The sequence below is a fragment of the Vibrio sp. 10N.247.311.47 genome (genome assembly GCF_041467535.1).
GTDB lineage: Bacteria > Pseudomonadota > Gammaproteobacteria > Enterobacterales > Vibrionaceae > Vibrio > Vibrio crassostreae_C.
In genome coordinates, this window is sequence record NZ_JBFSUR010000007.1 from 70,232 (window position 1) to 93,536 (window position 23,305).

At 45.9% G+C, this 23,305-nt stretch carries 1 protein-coding gene; it reads right to left on the minus strand.

Annotated features, from left to right (window positions below; genetic code table 11):
• Complete coding sequence (locus AB6E51_RS06940) at window positions 1-22,839, minus strand: retention module-containing protein (protein ID WP_372058031.1); 22,839 nt, start codon at window positions 22,837-22,839, stop codon at window positions 1-3.
• Window positions 22,840-23,305: the final 466 nt, after the last annotated feature.

Here is a 23,305-nt window from a genome sequence, read left to right on the forward strand (position 1 = left end):
TTAACCGTGAGTTATCACATTCTGCTGTACCAATGCATCCAGAATGTCCGAAGGCATGGTGCTACTTAAGGTTAGCTGTGGCGCAAGGTCTTCAACCACAATCACCTGTTCCGTAGTACCTAAGCCATCCGGGTTGATCGTAAGCTCAATATCATCCCCGTCCACTTTCGCGTCTATTTGTTGTAGCAACGCGGTCATGTCTGGAGATGTATTTTTAAGCTCCGGCAACACTTCTCTCAAGTCAATGCTGTCCCCTTCCGACAAATCAAAGTCGGTAATCGTATCTTCAACACCATCTTCGATGTTAAGCCATACGAACGAGTCCATACCATCACCACCAGTCAGAATGTCTGAGCCTCCGCCGCCAATCAGGGTGTCGTTACCGTCACCGCCAACAAGCGTATCGTCACCTGCGCCACCTTCAAGTCGATCATTCCCTGAACCACCCGTTAAGTCAGTCGCATTAGCACCAGCCAGTAACTGAACATCATCGGTTTCCGAAGCCAAGTTAATATCAACTGCGTTAGACACAATGTTCAAGTTAAGGTCAATCGATGCAGAGGTTGCTGTATCGTTGTTGTCAGTCTCTTCAGAAACCGCCTCGACTTTCAGTGTGTAGTTACCTGGAGTTTGAGAAAGCCCAACCGCTTGCAAGCTTTCAATTGCATCTGCCGTTGCTACCCAAACACCACCGCCAAGATCCGTCACAGAACCCGCAGCACTGGTGATTTGAGCGCCAGCAGGTACATCACTGATATGCAGCGTTAGCTCTTCTGTAATGTCCGTTAAGGCTGCGATAATCCCAACTAAAGGAATGCCACTCGCACTCACAGACTGACTCGCAGTAATGTTTCTCACGTAGTTAGTCGCACTATCGATAGACAGGGTTGGTGCATTCGCCACTGGCGTCACCGCGATGTTGTAAACCACAGGTGCTGTCTCTATCGCAATACCTGAAGGGTTGCCGCTGTCTTTGGCAACAACTTCTAATCCAATGCTATTGGTTGGAGACAGGCTCGCATCAAGGAAAACACCATTTGGACTGGTTGGCGTATCAATCAACGCATTCAGGTCACTCAATGTCCCCACTAAGATGACTGAACCCGTGTTGTTGCCGTTAACAACAACCGTCGTCACTGCTGGAAGTGATACATTCAATGTACCGTAATCCACCGTCAGCGTGACGGTCATCAGATCATCAGAAAATGTATCTACATAATCAGGGTCACTGACATTGATACCACTCAACAGTTGACCAGCATCCTCGTCAATAACCGTAGTGACACTGTCACCATTAACGACCGGTGTATCGTTCACTCCATCGACAATCGCGGTGATCTCCGCTGTATCCGTTAGGAAGTCATTAGCGCCGTTGGTTGTACCATCATCCTCTACGGTATAGGTAAACTTAACGTTGCCGTTGTATTCATCAGCTGCCGTAAATACCCAGTATGGGCCAGTGATCGTAGCATCATCAGCACCACCTACGTTCTCGAAGCGTTGTAGTTGACCTTGGCCTTCATCGAGCGCCAGATTAGTCACGGTAATCGTGTCGTTTTCCGGATCGCTCGTCGCAGCAATTAAATCGCCCTCTTTGATGATCAACTGACCTTCTTCAAGGATGTTGCCTAAGTCGATGTCCGTTGCTACAGGAGCGTCATTCACTTCCGTTACTTCAAGACTAATTTCAGCACTGTCGGTTAGGAAGTCATCCGCGCCATTAGTTGTACCGTCATCAGTAATTGAGTAATTGAATTTAACGTCACCGTTAAAGTCGTTGTCCGCTACAAATAGCCAGAATGGTCCGGTAATCGCCGCGTCATCGGCGCCACCTGCATTTTCAAAGCGGGTTAGTTGGCCTTGTCCCTGAGTCAGAGTTACACCAGTTACTGTTAAGTTGTGGTTTTCTGGGTCAGAGCTTGCTGCAATTAAATCCCCTTCAACAATGACGATTTGACCATCTTCTGCAATCGAACCTAAATCAACGTCTGTCGCGACAGGTGCATCATTCACTTCCGTTACGATGAGGCTAATTTCAGCGCTATCGGTCAAGAAATCATCCACACCATTGGTTGTGCCATCATCGATAATGGAATAGTTGAATTTCACATCACCGTTGAAATCATTATCTGCAACGAACAGCCAGAATGGTCCGGTAATCGCCGCGTTATCGGCGCCACCTGCGTTTTCAAAGCGCGTTAATTGGCCTTGTCCTTGAGTCAGGGTTACACCCGTAACCGTCAGGTTATGGTTTTCAATGTCAGAACTTACTGAAATCAAGTCTCCTTCCACAATCACTATTTGACCATCTTCAGCAATCGAACCTAAATCAACATCAGTTGCCACAGGAGCGTCATTCACTTCCGTTACTTTAATGGTGAAAGTAGTTTGGTTGGTCTGTGCTGTATTCGGATCACCCGCATCAATCAAGCCATTATTACCGCCGTCATCGAGTGTTGCATTAATCGTGACTAAACCACTCTGGTTGAGATAGTTCTGGTCTGGGTATGGTTTGAAAGTCACGGCTCCATTAGTCAATGCGGTATTGATGTCGGCTTCTTTACCGGTAATCACCAATGAGCCACCAGGTTGCAATACAAACGTCACGTCAGGTGAGCTCGTAAACTCAAACACACCTTGCGCTCCCGGAAGTGTTTGATCGACTTGCAACGTAAGAACATACGGAGCGTCTGGATTATCAAAGTTAGCATCAACGTCGTAGATACTAAAGTTGTCGATAGCAACACTAATGTCTTCCGATGTTTCAATATTCGTTACGTTCACAAAGATCGGTTGATCGTTAATAGGATCAATCACCAGATCAACATCGAAGCTGGTTGGCGTCCCCAAATATTCGGTGTTATCAGCGTCAGTATCCACAGAGCGAACGGTAATCTGCAGCGGGCCATTAATGCCTAATACATTACCCGTATCGCTATTGTGTTCACCTGAATTGAATACGATCTTATCGAGCGACTGTGCAGGAACATCAAGTGTCCAAAGCTGCGTAACTGGATCATAACTAGCCAAGGTTGTGCCGTCTGGATAATAGATAGAGGCATCTTGAGGAACGCCCGCAACTTCTACTCGAAGTGTCTCTGGTGCATTCTCGGTATAAGTGCCGTTGCCCGTTGCAGATAGCTCTTTATCCAAAATCGTCGCATTGATTTCGATATCAATGTTTTGACCTTCGTTACCTGTCACAGAATCTGTTGGATTAGTATCAACATCATCACCCACAGGTACCACATGCAGCTTAAAGCTTGGCAGATTTGATGCTGCAGTAGGCACACCCAACAAAGATTCTTGAGTAAATACGGCAACACCAAATTCAGCCGTACCACTGAAGTCCTTAGGCGGTAAAATCGAAATCTCACTCAAGTCGAACGATAACCCTGATGCTTGAGGTAGTTGAACACTCCACTCACCACCACCATTATTCTTCACCGTGTATGCCGAACCAGCATCTGCACGCATCTGGAAGCCATCAGGTACATCTGTAAACTTAATCGACACAAACTGTTCTGAGCCATCAAGGTCAGTCAGTGCAATCGATACAGGCCCTGTGCCCGACAAAGAAATCAGCTGGTCCTCAGTACCCGTAATCTCGATAACATCAGGATCGCTACCCGGGCCAGTGACAGACACGTCATCCACCACAGGAACGACTTCAAAACTGACATTGGTAGAGAAAGTATCGGTATCAGTCGCGCTGCCAGTTGGCGAAGCTGCATCATTGTATGTAGCAGTATCGGTAATCGTCCCGCTGACATTCACTTGCACCTGATTTACGTCATTATCTGTTGGGTAATTTAACGCCGGTCGGAATAGTACATTATCCAACGCGCCTGCATTAATCTCAGCTTCATTAAAGGTCACCGATGTGCCAAGCGATACCCCTGCGCTGGCATAGAAAGCCCCAACACTCGTGTCATTTAACGTCAGTGTGATAGAGGTGAATTTTTCGTCACCACCTTCAACTCCGCTTACTTGGTCATCAATGGTCGAGCTGAAATCAAGTTGGATATAGGTATCTTCGTAGCCGACTGGATCTTGCCCTGCTTGACCGTCGGTATCGACAGGGTTAAACGAATCGTCAAGCGAACCAACGACAGTAACGTCAATATCTGGGTTACCTTCAACATCAGGAGCAACTTTAATGACTACTTCTGTCACTAGAGTTTTCTCATCCCCCGACAATACGTCTTTAGTTACTATCGTCAACGGCAACCTAAAGTCGCCGGAGTAGTCGACTGGTAAGTTAAGCAGTAGTCCAGAGAGGTCGGTCGAGACCCCTTGATCGACGGTAGTCTGGAATACATATTTGCCATTAACAAAGTCTAGGTCGCTGCTTCCCGATAAACTAATTGGGAAGGTGACTTCGTTCACCGCTCCTGGATTAATGGTCACACTGTCATCAATAATGATGGTCACTTGATCAGTTGAGTCATCTTCGCCCGAGAAAGTAATTAAACCATTCAATGCCGTACCTAGATCTAACTGGGTGTCCTCAATCGCATCAACAACACTGTCTGGTGTTATATCAATATCGGCTGCAACCTTAGTACTCCCAGCCACCACTTGAGGGAATGACAGAGTGACTTCTCCGTCCCTACGAGCGGCCGTAGATGACTCAACCTCAGCACCATCACCTCGGTCTATTACCGTGCTAAAGATATCCATCTTGATGTCATTGAACCCTCCTGCCCCGCTGTTTCCTGAAGGAAGAACAAGGCCGTTCGATGCACTGATGCTAAATATGTCTTCATTCGTTACAACCCAGCGCCCATTGCCTTCATAAGCAGCGCCAATAACGAGCAGTTGATTGAGTACAGCATCTGATAGCTCCGAACCGTCCACGTTTGTTAATTCAATAACTAACTGGTCAACTTCTTCGATAGCGGACGAAGCATCTGTTTCTTGATATCGAATGACGAACTCATCCGTAACCGATGTATTATCGCTGTTGGTTGTGAACTTAAGCACGCCAGTGTTTGCATCAGCAACTACGGTTGCTAGTGCTCCAGTACCCAGCACATCATCGACGATAAGCTTGTTGCTAGCGTCTTTCGGCTCAACGACTGGACGTACGATAACATCAATCGAGCCCGTGATTGTCGCGGTAGCGATGCCCTGACCAGGATCAGTCGCATCAACATACTCATGATCTCGCTCTTCGATCATGACAACCGTATTAAGCGTAAAGTCGGTGCTCGAATCTTGTTCAGGTGTGATCTGAATAAAATTATTGTTCAGTGCAATTTGAGTAAACTCTTCTGCCGTCTGTCCACTCTTCGGCGTAATGGTTAAAGTGCCTGCTGAAGCATCGTAAACCCAAGTTACATCGCCATTAACCACAACACTTTCAACATCTGTCGGAATGGCACTGATCACAATAGAAGTGAAATGCTCATCATCATCAATATAATCAGTACCCTCTGGGTGCCAATCAATACTGATCGCCGTATCTTCATCGCCATTAGTGACTGTGCTGTACGTCGCTGAGGTATCGATTCTAGGTTCGACCAACACTCGCACTTCTTGGTCAAACGTAAGCGTATGACCGTCATTCTCAGTCACGATCACTTTACCCTGAATGTGAATGTTCTCTGTTGAAGAATCGACAGGTCTGATGCGGATTCCTGAGGTTTTAACTGCGTCAGTGATGTTCGCTTCGTAGATAGGTTTAGAAAGATCGGGGCTACCACCCGGACCGGTTTCGTAACCGACAAAGTTAAGGTCAATAATGGTACCGTCACCGTCTTCCAGAATAACGCCATCAGGAATACCCGAGAGGATAACGGTTATGGATTCTGAACCATCGTCAGGTAATGGGGTTTGATCTACTGCTGCAGGATCAGGTCTTCTCTCTCCCGACAACACGGTGAAATCAAGCTCGGCGTAGCTGTCTCCATTCTGGCTCTCTTGGATCGTGGTTTGAACACCAGGTGTTGTGCCATCGGTGATTGCTGTCCAAGCCGAACCGTTTGTACCGCCATAAGGAATATCTGCAACCCCTTTAACCTCAACGTTAACCGTTTTAGTTCCTAGGATTTCTTCATCAACTTGTGCACCAGTAGAGAGGTTCGCAGTGTCTTTAACCACACCGGTTACATCAAAAGTAAAATCGACATTGCTGTGTTTAGTCGGAACAATCTCTACGTTGGCGAGATCGGAATACGCCACTTCCTGATAATCAATACCGTTAATGGTGATTGTAGGAACTGGGGTCGTAGTTCCAAGGAAATAAAGCACCGCCCCTTCGGTAATATTACTGATACGAACAAATAGCTCTTCTGAACCATCAGTGTCCACTGAGCCGTTCATTGTGATGACTTCGTCTAGCGTGAAGGCATCTTTGTTGTCCAGAGGACCTAGGTAGTCTGGGTCATCAATATTGTCTTCGTTAATACGAATCCTGTTAACACTGAATGAACCAGGATCCGCGTCGGCAGTCACATCAATGATAATATTTTGCTCAACAGAGCGAGCGGTCGTTTTGTCTAACCCGCCGTTCGCTGAGTCATCGTATGGGTTAAGCGTCTCTTCCGTAATTGCCGTCGCTTTGAACTCAATTTGTCCAGAGAAGTTGTCGATTGGGTTAACGACTGTGCTATTGATATCAGCAGATGCGATGATATAAACACCATTAACAGGCGTTAACACATTGCCATTTTGATCAAGTAACTCAAACTTCCCATCACCCTGAATCGCTTCAAGTTCATAGGTAATCGTCTCAGTATTACTGTTATCTTGCGATTCAGCATTCAGCTGCAACGTAACATTGTCTTCATCTTCATTCACTTGATACTGATAAGTACTGTTGGCGTCATCCCACGTTGCAATATCCGCTACCGCTTCAATCTCGATTCTGAAGTTTGAGTTAACGGTGTGATCCGTATTGCCATTTTTCTCAATTTCTAGCTCATAACGAACGCGCCCACCAGTTTCATCCGAACTAGCGTGTTGGTCCGGAACAAAGAACAAGTTGTCTATCGTCGCAATAGTTTGTCTTGGCTCATTCGGATTTGGAGCAAAGCTTTGTTCGAGTTGAGGAGGACCAAATATAATGCTCCCATTTGACTCAGGCACTAATTCAATGTAGTCAGCACCATCAAAGTAATAAAAAGTACCTTGATGACTATCACCTCCGTTCGGGCTTTTAATCGTCAACTGGCCAATAGATTCAGCGTTATCTTGGTCATACAGACTAACTTGCAGCGCAACTTGAGCTGGCGCATTGGGCAAACCATTTTGGTTATCTTGAATATTCTCAAGAGCCGGCTCATCGCCTGTTGCATAAGGTATGGTTGAGTCTCTACCCGCATCCTCGAAGGTCGTCACTTTCAGAGCGATTCTTGTAGAGTCCCTATCAATAATCGTTATATCTAACGGTGTTTCAGAGGTATCTAAATCGCCATCCGTCGCAATCACATTAATCGAAAAATCGATGGTGTCTAGGCCGTCATGATCGAGATAGCCGTTAGCTCTAAATTCAACCTCGCCATTTGAGTTGATACGCAAACGCCCTAGCTCACGGGTGTCCACGCCACCACTACCATCGTCGGTTTGTTCGTACACTCGTACTTGTTGACTACCGCTATTTAAATCGAAACTGCTGCTGTACGGCCCGCTGTTTCCTGTACGGAAAACAATATCTGCACCATTACTGGTAATGCCCTCAATTCGACTCAGTACCGCGCCATCCGCGCCGACATCCGTCGCATTAGCAAACATGTCAACTTTGGAATTACCATAGCCCTGGCCTTCAATTCGTGTGATCGATTGAGTTGTCACCAATGGAACATCATCAGTCACCGTGATTTTCAAATCGATCGCGTTTGATTGGTCTTGATCAAAATCTTCTGCAACAACAGAAAAGTTAAGGTCAATTGCGTTTTCATTCGCGCCATCAGGGTGCTTAAGTGGTTTAAACAATTCAAACTGATAGCTGTTATCCGAGGTATCGAAAATAATCTCAAACACAGCTTCATTACTCGTTGCAGTTTGAGCAACGTAAGTAAATGTTGTGCCGCTTTGTGAAACAGCAAGCCACTCTAAACTTTCTCCGTTGGAGGTTAAGCCAGTCAGAACCAAATCTTCATCAACCAGTTCATACTTCACAACACCATCCGCGCCTTCATCGACAGTGAACAGGCCATTAATAATGGTGTCTTCAGATTGATCGGAACCAATACCAGTAAGATCGTCTTCATCGACAACCGTTTCACCCGTCGGCGCACTCATTACTGGCGCATCGTCTAGCACCTCGATTGGCAATACATATTGGTTAGAATCATCGCCGTCACCATCAACCGCAACGACATCAAATGGAATCGTTAAGGTATTGGAATTCGGGCTTGTTGGGTGGTTTAGAGGACCTAGCAACGTAAACGTATAAGAGCCGTCATTCGCTAGCGCGAGCGTGAAGATAGGAGTTCCACTTGTCGTCGTACCTTGATAGGTCGTTGTGTTGGCGGCACCTGTGACTTCTGTAATAGAAATCGCTTCAGTTCCAGAGGTCAATGTCGCTTCAAGCGCAGAGATATTACGCAGTTCGTAAACCTCTACTTGGTCTGCACCTTCTGTGGTAACAAATGCACCTGTTGCTTGAGAAATCGCAGAGCCGAGATCATCTTCATCAACCACAAATGTGCTGGTCGCTGTCGTATCGGTAATGACAGGCACATCATCGGTGATAGTAACGGTCAAAGGTTTCATCACAGAGTCGGTATTGTCTTGGTCGACCGCGATCACTGGCAGAGTGAATACTTGATCGTTGTTGCCTTGCACAGGCAGATGATCGAGCTCTTCCAACAAAGTGAAGGTGTATTCGCCTAGCACTACACTATTAAAAGTGATGGTAAAGATATCCGTTTGAACACCCCCACTCTCAACGAAACCAATATAGGTTCCGCTGTTGGCTGGATCTTCTTTAAGCTGAACCACTAGGCCATCCGATTTCAAATCACCAGACGTGTTGAACTGAGTGGTATCAATACGGAAATAGCTCACATCATCACTTCCCGCTGTGAAAGCAATGGTTTCAGTTTGGCTCACAGGTAAGCTCGGAGATGAACCATCCACGAGATTCGCTTCTTCCAATGCAACCGTTGGTACAGTATCAATTACCGGTGGAGCACCATCTGAAATCGTCAATGTCACGGTCGAAGTAACAATATCACCGTCTTTATCTTCTGATGTCACGGTAATCGTCTTAACGATATCACCACCAGAATGATTCAGGTTTCGATTAGGCTCAAAGCGCACATCACCTTCAAGCGTGATAAACAACGAACCTTCCGTAAATACAAACTCTTGCTCACCAGTGTTGGTTTGCACCAGAGACTCTTCAGGCTGACTACCATAAGTAAATTTGGTTATGGTGGCGCCATCAGCACTTTGCGCAGGCATCACATCAAATGTCGTTGTGGTAGGTGTGCCCGTGCTTGGTTCAGTGATGCTAAGCGCACCAGACTTCATTAACTGGACATCATCGGTGATGGTTACTGAAAGCGGTTTAGACGCTGAAATATCGCCATCGGTGTCTTGCGCGTAAACAGAAAGATCAAAACTCAGATCGTTGCTTCCTAAGCCATCAACGTGATCCAAACGCTCAAGCAGCGTAAAGGTATACTGGCTAGGATTAGTATCATCAAAATCTAGGGTGAATATGATTTTCTCACCACCCGAACCATCCGTCGTAAACGCAATGTAGTCGCCAGAACCCGCAGGCTCCTCACGTAAACTCAATTCAAGGCCATCAGACTTCAACACGCCGTTGGTATTGAACAGCCCAGCTTCAACGACTATTTTTCCAATGTCATCACTGCTCGCTAGCGAGGTGATAGTCTGAGTCACACTGACAGGCGTTCCGCTAGGTGTCGAACCATCCGCAAGTAAGCTTTCCGACAAGCTGACACTTGGCACAACGTTGATTGTTGGTCCATCGCCATCAACAATCGTAAGCGTGACTGTTGATGAAAAGGTATCTTTATCAAAGTCAGAAGACGTAAACACAATCGACTTAACAATGTCGCCCGCAGAATGATCTAGATTTCGGTTTGGTTCGAACCTTACATCACCGCTTAGCGTGACAAACAATGAGCCTTCAGTGAAGGTAAACTCTTGCTCGCCATTGTTAGTTTGATCCAAGGTGATCGCTGAACCGCCACCAAAAGTAAACTGAGTAATGGTCGCCCCATCAGCACTTGGTGTAGGCATTACATCAACAGTAGCAGTGGTTGGTGTGCCAGTATTTGGCTCTGTGATGCTTAACGTGCCATCTTGCATCTGTTGAATGTCATCTTGTATCGTTACCATGACATCGCGTTTAACCGAATCATCACCATCGGTATCAACGGCGTAAACAGGCAGGTTGAAGTTGAGGCTGTTATTAAGATCACCATCAAGGTGATCTAACGCCTCAATCAAAGTGAAGGTGAACTGCCCTTTATTAACGCTATCAAAATCAATGGTGAATACATTAGTTACGTTACCGGCCCCGTCATCAGTAAACCCGATGTAGTCGCCAGGTGAAGCAGGATCTTCTTTTAACTGAACAACAAGACCATTTGATTTGAGTAGGTCGCCAGGATTGAACTCGTTGGTTGCAATTCTAAAGTGGCTTAAATCATCACTACCCACGGTATAAGTGATCGTTTGTGTCGAGCTAACCGCTGAACCACTCGGCATAGAGCCATCAGCAAGACCAACTTCCGATAGGTTAATATCTGGCACTACATCGATAACCGGATCAATTCCGTCTTTGATCGTCAACGTGACATCCGCGGTATCGGTATCGTTATCAAAATCACTGGTCGTCACGACTATCGTTCTCACGATATCGCCAGATGAATGGTCTAGATTTCTACTTGGTTCAAAGCGCACCTCACCTTCAATCGTGATGTACAGTAAGCCATCGGTTACGGTAAAAACTTGTTCTGTAGACACAGTTGGGTCTAACGTAACAGCCGTGCCACCATCGTAGATAAACTGAGTCACTTTCGCGCCATCAGCACTCTGTGTCGGCATAACGTCGATTGTTGGCGTGGTTGGCGTACCTGCTGCTATATCAGCAAGTGAAGGCTCAGTGATACTTAACGCCCCATCTTGAACGCCTTGTACATCATCGGTGATCACCACGGTCATTGGCGACATTGCAGAATCATCACCATCGGTATCAACCGCTAAAACAGGGACATCGAAACTTAGAGTATTGTTTTGTAATCCATCTGTATGGTCTAACGCTTCAAGCAGTGTGAACGTATATTGCCCTAGATTGGTTGTCGAGAAACTGATCGTGAAGACGTTGGTTTCGACGTTAGAACCGTCCTTGACGAAGCCAATGTAATTACCAGAATTCGCTGGCTGCTCTTTAATCTCAACCTCTAATCCATTCGACTTCAAAGCCCCCGAAGTATTGAACTGAGCAGGGTCAATTCTGAAATAACTAACATCGTCACTACCCTCTGAGTAGGTAATAACTTGAGTCATCGCCACTGGATTGCCGGTTGGCGAAGAACCATCAGCGAGATCCACTTCTGAGAGCGTAATTCCAGGGACCAAATCGATCGTTGGAAGATCACCATCGGTAATCTTCAATGTCACGGTAGATGAGACGATATCACCATCAAGGTCAGTAGATGTAACAACAATCGTCTTAGTAATATCACCACTCGTGTGATCTTGATTTCGCACAGGCTCGAATCGTATCTCACCTTCTGTGGTAATAAATACAGAACCTTCAGTGAACACAAACTCTTGCTCGCCATTCACATTGAGATCAAGGCTTTCTGCACTGTTTCCATCAAACACAAATGAAGTGATTTTTGCTCCATCTGCGCTCTGATTTGGCATCACGTCCAGAGTATTCGATGTTTCGACGACTCCAGCAGGCTCACGACTGGTTATTGTGCCGCCTTGCATCAACTGCACATCATCACCAATAGTCACGCCAAGCTGAGAGACTAACGAATCGTCGCCGTCACTATCCACCGCATACACAGGCAGATCAAAACTCAGGTCGTTGTTGCCACGTGCATCTTGATGATCCAAGGCTTCGATTAAGGTAAAGGTGTATTCACCTAAGGTTGTCCCAGAAAAACTCAACGTAAATACTGTGGTTACCGCATTCGACGAGCTGCTTGTAAATCCGATGTAGTTGCCCGACCCTTGCGGATCTTCACGTAATTCAACAGCTAAACCATTCGATGTGACTGCATCATTGGTATTGAACTCTGTTGGTTCAAGGCGGAAGCGGACCACATCATCACTTTGATTAGTGAAGGTGATGGTTTCGGTTTGACTTACCGCACTGCCACTTGGGGCTGAACCATCCGTCAGGTTCGTTTCAGATAAGCTAACCGTTGGAATAACATCAATGGTTGGAATATCACCATCGGTGATCGTTAACGTAACGGTTGACGTGACTGAGTCTTTGTCGAAATCGCTTGAGGTCACCACTATCGACTTAACAATATCGCCGGCCGTATGGTCAAGATCTCGATTAGGCTCAAAGCGAACTTCACCTTCGAGGGTAATGTACAGTTTGCCTTCTGCGAAGATAAACTGCTGTTCGCCTGCAATATTTTGATCGAGGGTGTTTACGACGCCATCATAAGTGAACTGAGTGATGGTCGCGCCGTCAGCACTTTGGTTTGGCATGACATCAAAAGTAGCCGTGGTCGATGTACCAGCCGCTAAATCAGCGACGGTCGGCTCGGTAATATTGAGCGCACCACCTTGCATGATTTGAACATCATCATCAATCGTTACATTAAGCTGCGATACCAGTGAATCATCACCATCACTGTCTACCGCATAAACAGGCAGGTCAAAGCTCAGATCATTGTTCGCTAGGCCATCAACATGGTCTAGCGCTTCAAGTAGAGTGAAAGTGTATTCTCCTAACGTGGTTGAAGAGAAGCTAATGGTAAACACGGGGACTTCAGCGCTCGAACCGTTGGTAATAAAGCCTATGTAAGTGCCCGGATTAGCAGAATCTTCTTTTATCTCGACCGCAAACCCATTCGATTTCAGTACACCACCGACATTAAACTCAGTTGGTTCAATGCGGAAACTCGTCACATCATCACTTTGGTTAGTGAAAGTAATCGTCTCGGTTTGACTTACTGCGCTACCGCTCGGGCTAGAGCCATCGCTAAGGTTAGTTTCAGATAGAGTAACGCTTGGCACGGCATCGATGGTTGGGATATCACCATCGGTAATCGTCAGCGTAACCGTTGCTGTCACGGGATCGTTATCGAAGTCACTTGAAGTCACCACAATCGACTTCACGATGTCTTCGCTCGTTGTGTGGTCTAAATTACGATTTGGCTCAAAACGCACTTCACCTTCAAGAGTGATAAACAACTCACCTTCTGTGAAGCTAAATTGCTGCTCACCATTGTCAGTTTGATCCAATGTTCGAGTTTGACCATCATACGTAAATTGAGTGATCGTCGCGCCATCGGCACTTTGTTCTGGCATCACATCGATGGTATTGGTTGTTACAGTACCACCAGCCAAATCAGCAACATTCGGTTCAACGATATCTAATGTGCCGTTTTGCATGATTTGGACATCATCACCAATGGTCACGTTAAGTTGAGACACCAACGAGTCATCGCCATCGCTATCGACCGCGTAAACCGGTAAGTCGAAACTCAAATTATTATTTGCGAGGCCATCTACATGGTCTAGTGCTTCAAGTAACGTAAATGTGTATTGACCTAGATTTGTATCCGAGAAGCTAATGGTAAAGACGTTGGTTTCAACATCCGACGTGTCTTTAACAAAACCGATATAATCGCCAGCACTGTTAGGATCTTCTTTTAGCTGAACCGCCAAGTTGTTTGACGTTAACGTACCTAGAGTATTGAACTCTGTTGGCTCGATACGGAACGACTCAACATCGTCACTCTCATGAGTATACTGAATGACTTTGGTGTCGCTGACCGCAGAATTCGACGGATCAGAGCCATCGGTTAGATTCGTTTCAGATAGTGAGATTGGTGGAATGACATCTATGGTTGGGACATCGCCGTCCGTAATCGTAAGCGTCACTGTCGAGGTAAGAACGTCATCATCGCCATCGCTTGATGTCACAACGATATTTTTAACAATATCGCCTGCTGAGTGGTCTAAATCTCGGTTCGGCTCAAAGCGCACTTCCCCTTGAGTCGTAATAAACAGTGAGCCTTCGGTGAAGGTAAACTCTTGCTCGGTCGCATCATTCGGGTCTAGAGAGTAAGCGGTGCCGTCATAGGTAAATTGAGTCACGCTCGCGCCATCGGCACTCGCGAATGTTAATACATCGAAAACGGATGTCGTTGGCGTACCTGCAGCTAAGTCGGCGACAGTAGGCTCTTCAATCGTCAGATCGCCACTAGCCATCACTTGAACATCATCGGTAATAGTGACTGACAGAGGTGACATTAAAGAATCATCACCGTCGGTATCAACCGCGTAAACTGGTAGTTCAAACGTGAAGTCGTTATTGCCACGACCATCCTCGTGGTCGATATTCTCCAACAGCGTAAAGGTATATTGCCCCAGAGTCGCAGCGCTAAAGCTTAATGTGAAAATCTGTGTTTCTACATTCGAGGCACTAGTTGTAAAACCAACATAGTTACCTGAGCCTGTCGGATCTTCTTTCAGATCAATTGGCAGACCATCGGATTTCAATGAGTCATCACTGTTGAACTCACTTGGCTCTAAACGGAATTTCTCAACATCATCGCTTTGATTCGTGAATGAGATGGTTTCTGTTTGACTCACCGCACCCATGATTGGTGACGAGCCATCCGCTAAATCTGCTTCAGCAAGCGCGATGCTTGGCACCGATTCAATCGTTGGGATATCACCATCAATAATCGTCAGTGTGACAGTGGCCGTTTCAACATCGATATCGCCATCGCTTGACGTAAAGACGAGAGATTTAACGATATCGCCATCTTCGTGGTCTAAATCACGGTTTGGCTCAAAGCGCACGTGACCTTCGATGGTGACGAACACATCACCCTCAGTGAACGTAAATTTCTGCTCACCTGTGATTGTTGGATCTAGAGTTTGAGCGGTACCACCGTCATAAGTGAACTGGGTAATCACTGCGCCATCGGCACTTTGCGCCGTCATTACATCAATGGTATTGGTCGTCACCGTACCGTCAGCTAAATTCGGCTCGGTAATATCCAGCGTACCATTCGCCATGATTTGGACGTCATCACCAATATTCACATTAAGCTGAGACACCAATGAGTCATCGCCATCTGAGTCGACGGCATAAACTGGCAAGTCGAAGGTCAGCACGTTGTTATCTAAGCCATCGGCATGGTCTAATGCTTCAAGCAGTGTGAAGGTGTATTCACCTAACGTAGTACCGGAGAAGCTTAAGCTGAAGACAGGAACGTCAGTATTCGAACCATCGGTAATAAAACCGATATAAGTACCCGGATTAGCCGAATCTTCTTTTATCTCAACCGCAAATCCATTCGATTTCAGTGCACCGCCCACATTGAACTCTGTTGGCTCAATACGGAAACTCGCCACATCATCACTTTGATTGGTGAAGGTAATCGTCTCTGTTTGACTTACAGCACTGCCGCTTGGCGCTGAGCCGTCACTAAGATTAGTTTCAGACAGAGTAACGCTTGGCACTGCATCAATGGTTGGGATATCACCATCAGTAATAGTCAGAGTGACCGTTGACGTCAGTACATCGTTATCTAAATCGCTTGAAGTCACCACAATCGACTTCACGATGTCTTCGCTCGCTGTGTGGTTTAGATTGCGATTTGGCTCGAAACGCACTTCACCTTGCAAGGTGATGAACAGTGAACCTTCAGTAAATACAAACTTCTGTTCACCGGTGTCGTTTTGGTCGAGTGTTATTGCCGCCCCGCCATCGTAAGTAAACTGAGTGATTGTCGCGCCATCGGCACTTTGGCTAGGCATCACATCAACAGTGGCTGTCGTCGGAGTACCTGCAGCCAAATCAGCAACCGTTGGCTCAATAATATTAAGCACTTGGTTTTGCATGACCTGTACATCATCACCAATGGTCACATTCAGTTGAGACACCAGTGAATCATCACCATCGCTATCAACCGCATAAACAGGAAGATCAAAAGTCAGATCATTCTTCACTAAGCCATCTACATGATCCAACGCTTCAAGCAGGGTGAAGGTGTATTGACCTAAATTGGTATCCGAGAAGCTAATCGTAAACACGTTAGTTTCAACGTTCGAACCATCAGTCACAAAACCGATGTAGCCACCCGGTGTAGTTGGGTCAGCTTTCAGTTCGACCGCCAATCCATTTGATGTGAGAGCACCGCCAACATTGAACTCAGTCGGTTCAATACGGAAGCTGGTTACATCATCACTTTGAGTGGTGTAAGTGATGGTTTGAGTTGAGCTAACCGCGCTGCCGCTTGGTGCAGAGCCATCACTCAGATTCGTTTCTGCCAGCGTAACGCTTGGCACTGTGTCAATGGTTGGGATATCGCCATCAGTAATGGTTAGCGTTACCGTTGAAGACACAAGATCGCTATCGGAATCACTTGAAGTTACGACTATCGACTTCACGATATCGCCACCAGTATGGTCAAGGTTACGACTTGGTTCGAAACGAATATCGCCTTGCAGAGTGATATATAATGCCCCATCAGCAACCACGAACTTCTGCTCACCTGTATCGTTTTGATCAAGCGTTAATACCGCCCCACCATCATAAGTGAACTGAGTAATGGTCGTGCCATCAGCACCTTCTTCATCAAGTACATTAACGGAAGCTGTCGTCGGAGTACCTGCTGCCAAATCTGCAACCGTTGGCTCTTCAATTGTGAGAGAGTCATTAACCATCACTTGAATATCATCAGTGATAGTTACAGCCAGTGGCGACATTAGCGAATCATCACCGTCGCTATCAACCGCGTAGACTGGCAAGTTGAATGTTAGATCGTTATTGCCTTGAACAGGCGTGTGGTCAATCGCTTCCAGAAGCGTGAAGGTGTACTCACCCAAAGTGGTACTGCTGAAATCGAGTGTAAACACAGTGGTTTCGACATTCGAAATATCGGTCGTGAAACCAATATAATTGCCGGATCCTGTTGGTTCCTCTCGAATCTCAATGATCAAGCCATCGGACTTGAGCGCGTTGTTAGTATTAAATTCACTTGGTTCTAAACGGAATTTCTCAACATCGTCACTTTGATTAGTGAAAGTGATGGTTTCCGTTTGACTAACCGCGCTGCCACTTGGCGATGAGCCATCAGTTAAATCAGCTTCTTCAAGTACAACGCTCGGTACCGAATCGATAGTCGGATTATCACCATCAGTAATGGTCAGCGTAATGGCTGAAGTCACCGGATCGTTATCGAAGTCGCTTGAAGTCACTACTATCGACTTCACGATGTCTTCGCTAACGGAATGGTCTAGATCGCGATTAGGTTCAAAGCGCACTTCACCTTCAAGGGTGATAAACAACTCGCCTTCTGTGAAGCTGAACTGCTGTTCACCAGTGTCATTTTGATCAAGCGTTCTTAGCTGACCGTCATAAGTAAACTGAGTGATCGTCGCACCATCAGCACTTTGGTTTGGCATCACATCAATGGTGTTGGTTGTTATTGTGCCGTCTGCAAGATTTGGCTCGATGATATCTAACGTACCGTCTTGCATGATTTGGACATCATCACCGATGGTCACGTTTAGCTGAGACACCAATGAATCATCGCCGTCCGTATCGACCGCATAAACAGGCAGATCGAAGCTCAGATCGTTCTTATCTAAACCATCTACATGGTCTAACGCTTCAAGCAGAGTAAAGGTGTATTCACCCAATGAGCTCGTAGAGAAAGCAATCGTAAACACTGGGATTTCAGCGCCCGAACCGTTGGTAATAAAGCCAATGTAAGTACCCGGATTAGCCGAATCTTCTTTTATCTCGACCGCAAATCCATTCGATTTAAGTGCACCGCCCACATTGAACTCGGTTGGCTCAATACGGAAACTCGCAACATCATCACTTTGATTGGTGAAGGTAATCGTCTCTGTTTGGCTTACTGCACTGCCGCTTGGTGAAGAACCATCTGCAAGATTCGTTTCAGAGAAAGTGACACTTGGCACCGCATCAATGGTTGGGATATCACCGTCAGTAATGGTCAGAGTGACCGTTGACGTCACCACATCGTTATCTAAATCGCTTGAGGTCACCACTATCGACTTGACGATATCTTCGCTAACCGTGTGGTCTAGATTGCGATTTGGTTCGAAGCGTACTTCACCTTCAAGAGTGATGAACAACTCACCCTCTGTGAAGCTAAATTGCTGCTCACCTGTGTCCGTTTGATCCAGTGTTCGAACTTGACCGTCATACGTAAACTGAGTGATCGTCGCACCATCGGCACTTTGTCCTGGCATCACATCGATGGTATTGGTTGTCACTGTGCCGTCTGCAAGATTTGGTTCAGTGATATCTAACGTACCACCTTGCATGATTTGAACATCATCACCAATGGTCACGTTAAGTTGAGACACCAACGAGTCATCGCCATCGCTATCGACCGCGTAAACCGGTAAGTCGAAACTCAAATTATTATTTGCGAGGCCATCTACATGGTCTAGTGCTTCAAGTAAGGTGAAGGTGTATTGACCTAAATTGGTATCCGAGAAACTAATCGTGAACACATTGGTTTCAACATTCGAACCATCAGTAACATAACCGATGTAGCCGCCCGGTGTGGTTGGGTCAGCTTTCAGCTCGACAGCTAATCCGTTTGATGTGAGAGTGCCGCCAAAATTGAACTCAGTCGGTTCAATACGGAAGCTGGTCACATCATCACTTTGAGTGGTGTAAGTAATAGTTTGAGTTGAGCTAACCGCGCTACCGCTTGGTGCAGAGCCATCACTCAGATTGGTTTCCGACAAGTTCACAGTTGGCACATTATCAATGGTCGGAATATCACCATCGGTAATGGTCAGCGTGACGGTTGAGGTAAGCACATCGTTATCGGAGTCACTAGATGTCACCACGATTGATTTCACAATGTCTTCGTTCAGCGTGTGGTCGAGATTGCGGTTGGGCTCAAAGCGCACTTCGCCTTGAAGCGTGATGAATAGTTCGCCTTCAGTAAAACTGAATTGCTGTTCACCATTGTCATTCTGATCAAGGGTTCGTAGTTGACCGTCATAAGTAAACTGAGTGATCGTCGCGCCATCAGCACTCTGATTTGGCATCAAATCAATGGTGTTAGTTGTTACCGTACCATCTGCAAGATTGGGCTCGACGATATCTAACGCAATATCTTGCATGATTTGAACATCATCACCGATAGTGACATTTAACGGAGACATCAGTGAATCATCGCCGTCACTGTCTACCGCATAAACAGGCAGATCAAAGCTGAGCTCGTTGTTACCACGGGCATCTTGATGGTCCAACGCTTCAATGAGTGTGAACGTGTATTCACCTAATATGGTGCTAGAAAAACTCAGCGTAAATACCGTGGTTTCGACATTCGTCGCACTAGTAGTAAAACCAATGTAGTCACCCGACCCTGTCGGCTCTTCACGTAACTCAACGGCTAAACCGTTCGATTTAAGATCATCGTTAGTATTGAATTCCGTTGGTTCAATTCGGAAACGAACCACATCATCACTTTGGTTGGTAAATGTGATGGTTTGAGTGGAGCTCACCGCGCTGCCACTAGGAGCGGAGCCATCAGTCAGATTTGTTTCAGAAAGGGTTACGCTTGGAATAACGTCAATCGTAGGGTTATCACCATCAGTAATCGTCAGCGTTACGGTAGAAGTCAGAGAATCGTTATCGAAGTCACTTGAAGTCACCACAATCGACTTCACGATGTCTTCGCTCGCAGAGTGGTCTAGGTTACGGTTTGGCTCGAAACGCATTTCACCTTCAAGGGTGATGAACAAGCGACCTTCTGCGAAGTTAAACTGCTGCTCGCCTGAAATACTTTGATCCAGTGTATTTACGACACCGTCATAATTGAACTGAGTGATGGTCGCGCCATCTGCACTTTGATCGGGCATCACGTCAATGGTGTTGGTTGTTACAGTGCCGTCAGCAAGATTTGGCTCGATGATATCTAACGTACCGTCTTGCATGATTTGAACGTCATCACCAATAGTCACATTAAGCTGAGACACCAATGAGTCATCGCCATCGCTGTCTACCGCATAAACAGGAAGCTCAAAGCTTAAATCGTTTTTATCTAGGCCATCCACATGGTCTAGCGCTTCAAGTAAGGTAAAGGTGTATTCACCTAACGTAGTAGCAGAGAAACTAATGGTGAATACTGGGATTTCAGAGCCAGAAGCGTTGGTAATAAAACCGATGTAAGTGCCCTGAATAGCAGAGTCTTCTTTTATCTCAACCGCAAACCCATTCGATTTCAGTGTCCCATCGACATTGAATTCAGTTGGTTCAATACGAAATTTAGCTACATCATCACTACCAGCAGTAAAGGTAATCGTCTCGGTAGCGCTGACCGCACTTCCACTTGGAGAGGATCCATCAGCAAGGTTGGCTTCTGAGAGAGTAACTGGCGGGATCAAATCAATGATTGGATCTTGACCGTCAGTGATACTTAGCTCAAGCGATGAAGTGTCAGTGTCTCCATCACCATCTTCAGCTAAAAACGAGAACTGTTTGACGAGAGTTTCACTGCTTGAGTGGTCGATATCACGAGCGACTTCAAAACTAAAATCGCCATTTAGTGAGATGGTTACAACACCCTCAGTAAAACTGAATGTTTGAACAGCATCTGGCAGCAAGCTCTGATCTAGTGAGTAATCAACACCATCATAGTTAAACGATTGAATTGTCGAGCCATCAGCGCCTTCGAAGTTGAATAGGTTATACGAAACAACGGTATCGCCGGCTAAAGTTGGTTCCGTGACTGACTCAACTTTATCAACTAGCTCAACAACATCATCTGTGACATTAACGAGAATCTCTGCGGCTTCTGGTGTACTCGAACCGCCAGATAGTGCAGAACGGTCGCCATCTGCATCAACAGCATAAATTGGCAATGCAAAAGTTAGCAGCGCATCTTCAGCGCCTTGATGAGAAAGTTCTTCATAAAGATTAAACTCATAGTTGCCCAATGAAGGGCTATCAATTTTAACATCAAAGACCGTAATTCTCGTTCCATTGACCTCAACGTAACCTTCATAAGTTCTTACACCACCGATCTCACCAATCAGCTCAAGTAGCACAGCCTCACCATTTGAAACCAAGGCGCCACCCGTATTAAATTCCGTCGGCTCCAGTTCATAATGGTCGATGATGTCACTTTCAAAAATATCCGCGGTAATACTGCCGCTGCCAGACACTGCCGCCGTGCCCTCTTGTGAGCCGCCAACAATGCCCGCTTCATCAACATCAATACTGTCAACATTAGTAATAACAGGGCTATCGCCATCAGTAATGGCAATGTTGATCGTATTGGTTACAACATCTTGGTCAAAATCGGTAATCGTGATTGGCAAAGCGAACGTTAGTGAATCGGTACCCACTTGTTCTATCGGATTAGACTGCTCGAATTTATAGGTGCCATCGGTATCTAGAGAGATAGTGAGAACAACCTCACCTCGACCTTGGATGGACAGAGTAATCGTTGTTCCATCATCAGAAAGTCTCGCAAGCGTGTTTTGATTATCACTGAGCAACCCATCAAACTGGTCCAGTGCACTTGCATCAAATACGGCTGATTGAAGGTTATCACTACCAATATTTGAGAACGTCCCTTCGATTGCCGCGCTGCTAGTTTCAACGTTAGTGATATTGACACTTTCAACAGACGGATCTATCCCGTCAAACACTGAAACTTGTGCGTTAACGGGTGTTGCTAGCGGGTTCCCAGCGGTGTCTTCACCTTGAATATCAAAGGCAATATCTATTTGATCGCCAGTGTAAGAAACCTGACCACCGCCAACCGACGGTACATGATCAATCGGCTGGGAAATCGTTGTGGTTAGAGAAAGCTCAATGTTATTGCCAACACTGACGGCATCAATGTCGATACGTAATACTTCGTCGGTACCTTGAACACCAACGATAGAATTAGTCGTCGCGTCATAGGTGAAGATAACGGACTGACCACTTGAAGTAATGTCGCTGTTTAATTCACTAAGTAGTGAAGCGAGGGATAAAGTTTCTGGAATGAAAGAGTTAGGGGCGAGAGCTAAACTACCAGCAATAATCGTTTCTGTCGTTGTTACAGATTGGGGATAGGTATTGCCAGATATGGAGCCTTCAGTCAGTGTTTCACTGATTGATTGGCCACCTGATGAACGAGTGATAGATCTGAATTCTTCTCTGTCTTCATCAACAGTTTGTTCTGCTAGACCAGCGGTCTCAAAGAAAGTCGATGGATGAGTTTCAGTGTAGTTATAGTCAATCGTCACAAAGCCAGCATTTGCAGAACCTAGTCCGCCACCAGCAGCCGTTGCTTCTAAGATTTGAGTCGGATCGGCACCACCTAAAATGGCTTCTTGAATTGCAGCAAGGTCGTCTTCAGTAAAGGTTTCTGCATCTGATTGCTGTAAGTCAAAATTAACCTCACCAGCTATTGGGGCATCTACCCATGCAGCGTTGTCATCAACACAACCGACGCAATTCTCTGCAACCGGAATCGAATCATTCTGAACGCCTAATACAAGCTCTGACTTGTTGGCCGTAATCACGATCTCATTTTCACGGATGGTATCGCCAACTGAAACTTTTCTTGCGCTGCCGTCTGGCTTAACTACGACGACATCTCCACTCGTTGCTTCAACTACCGCAACCTGGCGCGAAACTTCAATATCCATACATCCCCCGTTGTCACAAAGCACTATTTTTAAGCGCTGTGAAAATTATTTGTAATAGCAATTTCAGGTTTTAATTGAACGCATACTTAGCTCTCATCAATGGCAATCCATCGTTATGCCCAATCGGCTTGAAAAGAGAGAAGTATTTCACCTGTTTTTTTATAGTTTACTTACCCTTAAGCCTAGTCTTCCCCATAAAAAATGCCATGTCTGTGCGAAGAGACATCTTTTCGCAAATCCAAGTATTCTTTCAAGGCTTAAAAACCCTAGTCAAAAGTTAGTAGGATGCTGATTAATATGCAAATGAGCGCGCAATATAAATACACATCTTCGTTTTATAAATATATACAGTAACAAAGTTGATAAATCATTAGCGAATACAGGGCATTAATAGCGGTAAGCTCTGCATCCTTAGTAAAGCAGAGGCAAGTCCCATCTTTGAGACACCTCTCAGAATCAATGTGAT

What these genes read in the sequence shown, in the direction of transcription:
- AB6E51_RS06940 (WP_372058031.1), bottom strand. Translation starts at nt 22,839, where the DNA reads ATGGATATTGAAGTTTCGCGCCAGGTTGCGGTAGTTGAAGCAACGAGT.